This is a genomic window from Desulfacinum hydrothermale DSM 13146 (genome assembly GCF_900176285.1).
Lineage (GTDB): Bacteria > Desulfobacterota > Syntrophobacteria > Syntrophobacterales > DSM-9756 > Desulfacinum > Desulfacinum hydrothermale.
In genome coordinates this window covers 1-9,891 of the sequence record NZ_FWXF01000031.1, presented here as the reverse complement: position 1 = coordinate 9,891, position 9,891 = coordinate 1, and the positions used below count along the sequence as shown (strand labels likewise).

Here is a 9,891-nt window from a genome sequence, read left to right as displayed (position 1 = left end):
ATGCCGGAGGGACAGTTTATGAAGCGACGACGGATTACGATTCGAGTGGATGAGACATTACTGCAGCAATTGACGGAATGGGGGGAGAACACATTGCCGGGGGCTCCCGTTTCCGTCGTGGTACGAACCATACTGTATCGGTATTTGCGGGGTTTTCGCCCTGAATCGGATTTTGCCGGTGCCAGCGGTTTGGCGGGCAACGCTGACCTTTCGGAACAGGCCAGGGAGCAAAGTCCAGTGATGGGCGAACCGGACAACTTGGTTGTGGACGGGGATGTGGACTGGCTGGACAAGCAGATATCCGCTTTTACGACGGAGCAGTAAATGCGCTGGCGTTCGCACGCACTGATTGCCGCCTCATGTTTGTACGCAACCTATCACTGTCCGGCTGACATTATGTTGGGGACGATTCTGTCGTCTTTACCCGATCGCGTTGAAACTCCCTTCGGACCCAACGGGTTGCGCCTGTTACGCCACAGGGGCAGAAGCCACGAGGTGCTGGTATGGATGGGAGTGTTGTTTGTTTGCCTGGTGCTGCATGTGTGGCTTATGCCCACAATTCCCCTTGAGGGCCTGCCGGATACGCTTTTGTTCCTGTTCGGGGGAACCGAGTATGCGGTTCCACTTTATTTGCCGGCGTTTGCCGGATTGCTGCATTTGGTTGGAGATGTGTTTACCCCAGGCGGTATTCGTTTGGCTGGACAAAAGGTGACTTTTGGATGGTGCAAGACGGGAACGCTTTGGGAAGTGATGGTGGCGGTGGGTGTGAGTTTGGCGGTGCTGGGTCTTCGAATGCTCGACAGCATTTGGGGGGGATGGGTTTTTGCGGGTGGCATTCCTGCCGTTGTTGTTTTTTTGGGCATGGAGCGGAAGCATTTGGGATTTTTGCGATCTGTTCACAGAAAAAAAACCGTTGTTGGAGAAGAGGTATATGACATTCGCCGTCTGATGCAGAATTACTCTGCGGATGTGCAAGTTTCGGAGAGGAAATCAGGCGAGGCAGATATTTTATCGGAAAAAACCGGAAAGGGTTTGCGGGAGTTTGTGCCGGAGGATGCCGAGGAGGATGCTGAGGGAAGTCCGGAAAAATCTGGAATAGAGGTTCCTGGGTGGACATCGGAAAGCATAGCTGTTTTCTGGCGGGACATGGTGGAACCGTATTTTGACCGATGGCAGCAGGATTCTGCTCTGCGCTGTGTTCTGAGTGCATGTATCCGCGTGCTGTCCATATTGGACGAGGAAGGAGACCACCCGTCGGTTAATCTGCGGCATGAGGAGGAAGGTAACAAGCCGAAGGAGGTTTGTCTTTTACTGTCTCGCATTAGCCTCAGACGTCATTCGCTGAATGTGGCCCGTGTTTCGGCGGATTTGCTTCGGGATCGGTTCGGGGAGCGCTGGTGGTTGTATTATCCGTTGTATTTACTCGTTAGTTTGAGTCATGATCTCGGAAAAATTACCGTTGCCGGTACTGCATACAGCACAGGATCGCATCCTGTAGCTTCTGCGGAACGTCTGGCCGAAATTCTGTCGGAAACAAGAGCAGATGAACACATGCAGTCAGAAGTCCTGACGGCGGCTGTCCGGCACCATCACGACGCTTATGTTCCTGGACACAATCCGAATGTGAAAGGTGAGAGCGAAAACCTATACCATTCTCTTCTGGTGTTGGCAGATCGGACGGCACGCAGCAGGGAGGTTGAAGAGGCAAAGCGAATGGATGGTTTTTCTGCTGATGCCGATGCGGGTGTGACGGAATCCGCACCGGAAGATGTGACCGATACTGCGGCAGGTGCTGAGGCCGTTTTGTTGCCACCTGCGCAGATGCACGAACGACTGAATGAGAAGCCGGTTTCGTCAGCAGTCGCGACTGGAAATGAGGTGTGTTGGCCGGAGGAAATGTCTGTTGGGCAGATCATTGATTTCTTGAAAGATTACATAAATTATCGGTTACCACGGAGACCAGAATACTGGAAATCTGTTTCGCAGCCGGATGGGTACATATATTTTCACATGGACTTGCTTAATGACGCACTGGTTGAGGTGGCTTCCAAAGCATGCAGCGGAATGAATTTGTACTTATGGTCCTCTAACGATTCTTCCCTCAGAGACAAAAAACTTATAGCTTTCTATGAGCAGATAAGGGCCAATAAGTGGTCACATCCGAAGATCGGTAATGGTTATTACTCAACAAGATTTTCTGTATTGAATCATAATACCGGAAAAAAATACGAATTTCGCCTTTCTCCAATACACTACACGGCATTTGGAATACCCTTGGAACAGATTGAAATGCAAAGACAGCAAGATGAGTTACTCAGGTATATTACCGTAGGTCGGAAGGAGTAAGTGTTATGGATATGTCGAGTTTGATGAACACATACTATATTTCCCGTATGATTCGGATAGGTTTACGGTCTCCTCTGGAGGATTATGCGCAGTACGGTACGATTGTACATGCACTTTCGAGACACGATTTCCCGCCGGATGAATATGATGCAGTCGGCATACTTCATCGCTGGCACTATGTTGTTAATAGGCAAGATATCCGGTGGAAACGCAGGGGGTTTTGTTGTTATTTTCATGTTGATCTTAGTGATCTTTGGATTTTGGATACTTATTGTTGTAGTGCGCTGTATTTGGGATCTGGATATACGCTGGAATATGCAACTGAGCGTGCGCAGCGTGCAGAATATGACGTTGTACGTTTTATCCGGTGTCTGGTTGAGGATGGTCATGCCGGTGTGCATTGGGAGTAAAAGTCATGAAGATATGTCCATTCAAATATAACTCTGCATCAGTTTCTGAATGGATGAAACCTAGGTGGAGAATTTTGTTGCTGGCAAGTATTTTGTTGATTGTCATTCCAATCATTGCGCACGTAGTAGTATCAGGCTTGTCGAAGCATTATTATATTGGGGTGTCCGGTCAAAAAGCGTCATGTCTTCCGTGGTCGGTTATTCTTATCTCCAGAGGTAAGCCTGCAACCATCCAGCGTGGCGATATTGTGGAATTTATCGGAAGAAACATGGGACATGGATTTGATGGTCAACATATTACCAAACTGGTAGCAGGTCTTCCGGGCGATCATATTCTTATTCGAAAAGGACAGTTGTTTGTGAATGGTCATTATTGGGACGATCTTTGGCTTGCGGAAAAATTGGGAAAACCGGTTGAAGCCTTTGAGGCAGACTATATCGTACCTCCTGGCAAACTGTTTGTCCTAGGAACCTACTATCGCTCTTATGACTCGCGATATTGGGGGATGATAGATGAATCGGAAGTTATTGGTACTGGTACTCCTCTGTTCTAGCCTGCTGGTGTCCGCATATTGTTCGGCCGGCCCGGCAGGGGAACCGGATCCCCGCGCGTTCCTGGATGCCTGGCAGAACGCAGACAACGTGCCACCACTAAACGCCCCCCTGCCGATGGACAAGATCAGAACTATCGTGTTTATCTCGCTCGGCATGCCCAAGCCAGCCCTCTCCGGTTTGTTGGAGCAGGGCAGTGAGCGTTCAGATGTTCTGTTCGTGCTCCGGGGATGGCAGCCACCGGACATCACCTCCCTCTATGCCCAGGTGTATCGCCTAATGCCGGTGGGTAGGCCAGCCAACGTTGTCATTAACCCGGTGTGGTTCCGGGAATACGAAATCGACGCTGTGCCAGTCTTTCTGTCCAAGACTGACGACGGACATTGGTATCGGGTATCCGGGGAGATTGCCATCGAGGGCGCGGAGAAAATGGTGCGTAATGGCCGTGCGGCCCGGACTACTGACCCCGTTGGCCCCCTCTACCCTGTGTCCGAACCGGACATTCTGGCTCTCATCGAGGAGCGCATCAAAACCTTCGATTGGGAGACCATGGTTCAGAAAGCTCGGAGCCGAGCTGAAGATAAGCTCCGAGGCGAGTTTGTCCGGCTGCCGAAGGCGCACGCCGCATCAGTCCATTATTATGATCCCTCCATCCGCGTGACAGAGGACGTGGTGGCTCCCGATGGAACCCTACTGGCTGCGAAGGGGACTGTCATCAATCCGTTCGATTATGTGGCTCTCTCAAATTCTTACATCGTCTTTGATCCGCACGACTCGGACCAGGTGGAGGTGGTGCGCCAACGGATTACGGACACCCCCACTATCACTCTGCTTGCCACCCAAGATCTGTACAAGGCTAACGAGCTGTTCCCGCGCATGCGTGTCTATCCGTGCATGCCGCTCATTGCAACACGACTGGGCATCAAGGCCGTTCCTGCGATTGTTCGCCAGCAGGGCCGGCGTTTGGAGGTGACCTATGTTCCGGTTCGCTAATCTTTCCATCATTCTTCTCATCCTGTTGTCTTCCCTTCCTGTTCGGGCTGATACAATCCCCGCAGACATGGGAAAGCTGACGTGCCCAGATGCAAACATCTTTACCCGGTTGTTCGACGGGGTGTGCTGGTCCTGTATGTTTCCGATTCGTTTGGCGGGTATGACCATATTTAATGGGGCCAATAGTGCGCCTAGTGATGCTGCCGACGATGCAATTTGTGTTTGTGGTGGCGATTTGAAAAAAGGGAGACTTCCTACGGTTGGTTTTACTCTGGGATTTTGGCAGCCAACCAGAATTATTGAAATTACAAGACGCCCATTTTGTTTTCCGACTTTAATGGGAGCAAAATTTGGGGGTATGGAATGGTTTAATATGAATACAGGGGGCGTGATCAGTCCTAATAATATACCCGATGCAGGTCAGAACGGTTATAATTACTATAATTTTCATTATTATTCCTTCCCGTTATTGACTATCCTGGAATTGTTGGACTTGCCGAATTGTAATGTGGGGGGATTTTCGGATTTGGATGTTCTTGTTATGAGCGAATACTTTCCCAATTGGGGGGATGATCCTCTTTCTGCCGTGGTAAATCCAGAGGTTGCACTATTTGCGCTTCCGGCTGGCATAGCTGCTCTGCCTATTGACTGTGCTGCAGCCTCAACCGGACATCCGAGAGATGGTTTGTATTGGGCGGCCGGTTGTTGGGGAAGCATGTACCCCCTTACAGGAAACATCGTGACAAATTTTAGTCCCGTACAGGGATCCAGCCTTGCGGCGGCTCGCGCCTTGGCGTTGTTGTCGAGAATCGGATTGCACGACCGTACCGTTGGCGATGATGCCGTGTGTGAGCCTCAAAAGATGCCTATTCTCAAGAAGACACAATACAAGATGCAGATGATGTTTCCTGTATGTGAAGCGAACAGTGGCGTTCCACAATCTTCTTCGGGAGATACCACTATGGGGGGATTGCAGGTTCCTGAAGTGGATCCGAGATCTGTGATGGATGTGTGTTGTCACGATATAGGGAAGTCGACGCTACAGTGGGGAGAATGGCGGAGTCAACCGGCAACGGGAGAGGAGTTTGTGTATGTGTTGTGGCAGTGGACCGATTGTTGTTTGGGCGTGTTGTTGAACTAACGTGGAAGGAAAACGAAATGAGAGTTGAGCTTGATCGTGTGGGGAAGCTGGCGCGAAAAGGAAAGCATTTTACAGGTGAGAACCCTTTTTATTTACATATTGCGGGTGTAATTCATGATCTCAGGAATATGTTGATGGTGCTGGGGGCACACGTGGATATGATGAGGATGTCTCCGAGAAAAGCATCAGAGTATTACCCAAAAATCAAAGAACTGTGCAAGTGTCTTCAAAACATGTGTTCGGACTGTATGGATTTTATGATGAAGGACTCCTTGTCGAAACCTGGAGTCGATACAGAGGTAAATCTTGTGGATACGCTTGAGAATATAGTGCATGTTCTTGAGCATGTCGTGCCGCAACATATTAAGTTTGTAGTGAAAATGAATATTCACCGATCTGTGTGTGTTCCTGTAAGAAGCATTGATGTGCAGCGTATGGTAGCCAACCTGATCAGAAACAGCATTGAGGCAATAGGGGAAAACCGGGGAGAAATTGTTCTTGAATGCCGTTTTTGGGAAGGAGAACCCATCAGACCGAAGGAGTCGCCGGAGAGCAATGTGTTTTTTTTTGGATTACCGGACAAAGTCCCACAAGAACTATGTTGCAGTTGAGGTGAGGGATACCGGGTGTGGCATGTCCGATCGTGTTCTGCAGCAGATGTTTACACCGTACTTTACAATGAAGAGCAACGGAACTGGACTTGGAATGGTTTCAGTGCATGATGTGGTTAAGCAGGCATGTGGCTGTCTGGTTGTCCGGACAGTACCGGAGGCCGGAACGCACATCGTTGTAATGATTCCGTATGTCGTGTCTTCTTTGCAGCTTTTGTGTGGAAACCCGAACAGGAATGAATGCCTGCAACTACGCCATTCTGCTGGGGAAAAACGGCTGCTTATAGTGGACGATGATACAGAATTGGCAGGTATGCTGGCGGAAGGGTTTTCCCTGTCGGGTTTTATTACGGACGTGGCGTGTAGCAAGAAGGAGGCTTTGTTCAGGCTGCATGCTTGCGGGCCGTACGATGTGATTATCTGTGATTATAATCTTGTGGACGGGAACGGGCTGGAGGTTTGCCGGAAGGCAGCGCAGGTGTATTCCGTGCCCAAGACGGTGCTTTTAACGGGAGACGCATTGCTGGATCCGGCGGAAGTTGAGGTTGCCGGTTCTGTTGTCGTGCTGTTCAAACCTGTTATGTTGGCCGATTTGTTGCGGGTTGTGGTGGAGTGAAATTTGTTCTGCCGTCCGTTGTGCGGTTCGTACCGGACAGCAGAACAAAACGAGTTTATATTAAGTTGTGGATGGTTTCTTGAAGAATGTCTTTGAGTTTATTTAATGATGATGATGTGATTCCCATTTGTATTATTATTGGATTGTGTAGTATTTGTTGTTGTGTTATGTCATTGTTGTGTGTTGAAAAGTTTGAGTATTGGGCGATTTTGTTAGCGGTATAAACAATGGCGCACAGATGTCTGTGATGGGGTGCAGTTGTGGGATCGTGATGGTAGCGGATGCCCATGGATATAAGATTGGGTAGTTGCCATTTTCTCGCTAGTTCGTATCCAGCCGTAGGGTGATCCCATCCACATAGGTCTCGTTCCGTTATCAGCACGTTGTCGTTAAATACATTTTGTTTGTCTACCATTTTGGTAATTACCAGCTTTCCTATGTCATGCAGAAGTGCGGCGGTATATGTTGTGTTGGGTCTGGGATGTTTGTGAACGTCGGCTATGATCCGTGCGCAATATGCCGTTGCCAGGGAATGCTTTAGAAAGGTTGCGGGTTCGATTCCGTAGGCCCGAAGGGGGGACTGGACAACCTGGCACAAGAAAGCCGCAGAGCATATGTTCAGGAGCGTTCTTGTGCCAAGCATTTGGGTGGCATCGAATATGTCGTTTATTTCGTATGCTCTACGGTAAAACGGGGATTGTGCGAGCTTCAGGACAATGGTTGCCAATGCGGGATCGTTTTTCAGTATGTTTGCCAGTTTGTCGGTGGATTCTTGGTCTTTGATGGCTTGAGCCAGCCTGGGTAGGGTTTCAGGAAAAGGTGGCATTTTCTGTAGTGCGTTTCTCAGTTCCCTGTTTGTTTTGGATACGATAGTTGACCGTGTCATTGATTTCCCCCTCTTTTATTCTTGAAAATCATCTTTTTGGGTGATAGAATTTATCTCAAATGGAGCGCAAGAGTCGCTTTGTCCGTATAATAGTCCCATAAAAGGATAAAATTTTCAAGGAGGATGGGACATGATTCCGGAGTTGCGTCGCAAATTGTCCAGGATCGCCGAAATGATAGATGAAGATCTGGAGATGAGGTGTTCTCTTTTGAACCGTAAGCTGAATGAGTACGAGCAAGAGGTGTACAGGCTGCGCTTGGAAAATTCCCGATTAAAGGGAGAAATAGCACACTTGAATGGCATAATCAAAAGATTGGTTGGAAAGGAGGTATAAGGATGCAGTTAAAGATGATTCCGTTGAGGGACATTCGTCCTGTTAAAACGTATTCCCCCAAGGATCCTGCAGTGCAGGTTTTGGTTGTCCGGATCCGGAAGGTTGGTTTTCTGAATCCTTTGATAGTGGACAATAATAAAAATATCCTGGACGGTGACAAAAGATATGCTGCACTGGTTGCGATGTATGGGCAAGACTGGACTGCTCCGGTGGTAGTTGTCGGGGCTTTGGGGGAAAAGGACAGCATGGCAGTGCGTGCACTGTTGAATACTCCGTTGAAATTTGCAGAGGATGATTTGTCTGTGTTTATTGATCCGTATTTGGACGCATTGCGTTCCGCCTTTTTGCAACGTTTGGACATGGAGATACTGCTGGAGCATGAGGCGTCCCATCGTGAATCCTCGGTAAGCCTGAGAGCTATTAAACAGGAGCTTCATGCTCTGGCAGATGACGAGGAGGATGTTCCTTTTGGTTAAATCCCGGAAGACTGGAGGGAGCAGATGGATATTGTGGTGGTGCGAAGTAACCGTGAGTTTTGTGCGGCTGTGGGAAGAACGGGATTGGAGTTGGCAATACGGCACATATTGCCCGGAACCGGCAAGGTGAAGGAGGAGGTTTCCTGTGTTGTGTCCGGTATGGACCTGGAATTGTTGGAAAGTCTGCTGCTTGAAAGAAATCGGTTTGCGGATCTGAAGGAACAAATTCTGCACCTGCCCCGCAATTTTATTGCCGTAAATCGCGATCGGAAAAATGAGCAGCCGGATGTGCGTATTGTAACGGTGGGTGAGGCCGGAAAGGAGGGTGTGCGTTTGTCCGTCTGGCTTTCGCCGGCAGAGGTGATAAAGCTGGCCGGGCTGTGTAGGCGACAGAGTATGATTGAGTGTATGCGTTACTTGGGGAGGAAGTCTGATGTACAGGAAAGTTATTGTGCAGTGTCTAATGGCTCATGATGCTGCAAAAGTCTCTCTTGATCCCTGCGCTTATTTCGGCGAGGCGAATTTTATCTCCTGCTGCCTGGACGAGCTAGTGGCGGGAGTGCAGCAGCTTGTGCTTACCATAGATACGCTTGCTCCCTTGGATCGTCAGGAAATGTTGCGGTTTTGCGGCATATCCGATGAAACATACGGTACGGTTATCCTGTCCAGCTTTCGGCAATCTCCGCTGAATCAGATGCACTATGACATGGGGCTTCGACTTGCTCAAAATATTCTGGATGCACTTGTGTTTCCCGATTGGGAAGTGAATAGCCCTTCGGTGCCATCGTTCTTCCAGCCGGAGTTGGTGGAAGAATCCAAACGAGCTATCGAGCAATATATGTTGGCCAATGCTGTGGCACTCAAGTTTCGTTGTTCTATTATACGACATCGGCTTGCTTTTTTGAGTTTTTTGATGCTGTTTAAGCATATTGTGAAATCATATTTTAATATGGTGATGCGCATATACAGGTTGGGAGGAGTAAGTCTTCTGCGCAAGTTATGTTCAGAACTTGGGGTGGATGTCGTACTGGCGGAAAAAACTCTTCAAGTCGTTAGATTGTGGATGAGGGAGTAGTAAGTATGTTTATTTACGTTACTCGTAGAACAAAGGAAACGCTGCTCTTGGAGTTACTAAAAAGTGGAATGTCCGTAAAACTTGCATGCGATCTTTTGGCTATGAAGGTACCGCATGCAATGTATATACTACGGACAAAAAACTTGAAATCCCATGATCTGAAGAAAATGTATAATGTTAAATCGCCGACTAAAAAGACGCTCTCGCAGGCTCTGGAAATGCTGTTGCGGTATGGTGCAACACCTGAAGAGGTCAGGATTTTACTGGGATTGAAGCCGTCTGCTGTTATTGGTCGTGGTGGGGAGATTCTTGATGAGGAACTGATGGAGAAGGGCGGGCAGAAGTTAGTTGTTTGACCTTAATCCGTGAAATTGCACCTATGCATAAGACTATCTTGTGGCGGATATCCCATTGAATTTACATCTCATTTATGCTATAGGACCTCCTGTCA

General features: G+C 48.7%; 12 protein-coding genes. 11 read left to right on the top strand and 1 reads right to left on the bottom strand.

Features of this window, described 5'->3' with window-relative positions; genetic code table 11:
• The 7 genes from B9A12_RS16085 to B9A12_RS16050 all read left to right on the top strand — a co-directional run.
• Nucleotides 1-324 (top strand): hypothetical protein (locus tag B9A12_RS16085; protein ID WP_084059114.1); only part of this gene is annotated, 324 nt, incomplete at its 5' end.
• A complete protein-coding gene (locus B9A12_RS16080) occupies nt 325-2,346 on the top strand; it encodes an HD domain-containing protein (protein ID WP_084059113.1) in 2,022 nt (673 codons plus the stop codon). It abuts the gene before it with no gap.
• Between the two features lie 415 nt (nt 2,347-2,761).
• Nucleotides 2,762-3,310: a signal peptidase I gene (gene lepB, locus B9A12_RS16070; RefSeq protein ID WP_084059111.1), complete on the top strand. Its 549-nt coding sequence runs from the start codon at nt 2,762-2,764 to the stop codon at nt 3,308-3,310.
• On the top strand, nt 3,270-4,301 hold the full coding sequence (locus B9A12_RS16065) for a TrbC family F-type conjugative pilus assembly protein (protein WP_084059110.1): 1,032 nt from the start codon (nt 3,270-3,272) through the stop codon (nt 4,299-4,301). Before lepB ends, B9A12_RS16065 begins: the two co-directional genes overlap by 41 nt.
• Nucleotides 4,285-5,442, top strand: coding sequence for a TraU family protein (locus tag B9A12_RS16060; protein WP_084059109.1), 1,158 nt, complete (start codon nt 4,285-4,287; stop codon nt 5,440-5,442). Before B9A12_RS16065 ends, B9A12_RS16060 begins: the two co-directional genes overlap by 17 nt.
• Nucleotides 5,443-5,459: 17 nt before the next feature.
• Complete coding sequence (locus B9A12_RS16795) at nt 5,460-6,053, top strand: sensor histidine kinase (RefSeq protein ID WP_139796687.1); 594 nt, start codon at nt 5,460-5,462, stop codon at nt 6,051-6,053.
• Nucleotides 6,054-6,075: 22 nt separating this feature from the next.
• Complete coding sequence (locus B9A12_RS16050) at nt 6,076-6,669, top strand: response regulator (RefSeq protein ID WP_245802474.1); 594 nt, start codon at nt 6,076-6,078, stop codon at nt 6,667-6,669.
• A 55-nt stretch (nt 6,670-6,724) separates the two neighbouring features.
• Here the strand turns inward: B9A12_RS16050 and B9A12_RS16045 are convergent, their stop codons facing one another.
• Nucleotides 6,725-7,555 (bottom strand): HDOD domain-containing protein, encoded by an 831-nt coding sequence (locus B9A12_RS16045; protein WP_084059106.1) that lies wholly within the window; start codon nt 7,553-7,555, stop codon nt 6,725-6,727.
• A 336-nt stretch (nt 7,556-7,891) separates the two neighbouring features.
• On the opposite strand from B9A12_RS16045, the gene B9A12_RS16035 reads away from it, so the two are divergent.
• The 4 genes from B9A12_RS16035 to B9A12_RS16020 are packed head-to-tail and all read left to right on the top strand — an operon-like array spanning nt 7,892 to nt 9,796.
• The gene (locus tag B9A12_RS16035; protein ID WP_084059104.1) at nt 7,892-8,365 is read left to right on the top strand and encodes a ParB N-terminal domain-containing protein; all 474 of its coding nucleotides are present in this window, start codon (nt 7,892-7,894) and stop codon (nt 8,363-8,365) included.
• Between the two features lie 24 nt (nt 8,366-8,389).
• Nucleotides 8,390-8,839: a hypothetical protein gene (locus tag B9A12_RS16030; RefSeq protein WP_084059103.1), complete on the top strand. Its 450-nt coding sequence runs from the start codon at nt 8,390-8,392 to the stop codon at nt 8,837-8,839.
• The gene (locus tag B9A12_RS16025; RefSeq protein WP_170920680.1) at nt 8,799-9,440 is read left to right on the top strand and encodes a hypothetical protein; all 642 of its coding nucleotides are present in this window, start codon (nt 8,799-8,801) and stop codon (nt 9,438-9,440) included. The genes B9A12_RS16030 and B9A12_RS16025 overlap by 41 nt, the downstream gene beginning before the upstream one ends.
• Nucleotides 9,441-9,445: 5 nt before the next feature.
• Nucleotides 9,446-9,796: a hypothetical protein gene (locus B9A12_RS16020; protein WP_084059101.1), complete on the top strand. Its 351-nt coding sequence runs from the start codon at nt 9,446-9,448 to the stop codon at nt 9,794-9,796.
• Nucleotides 9,797-9,891 lie beyond the last annotated feature (95 nt).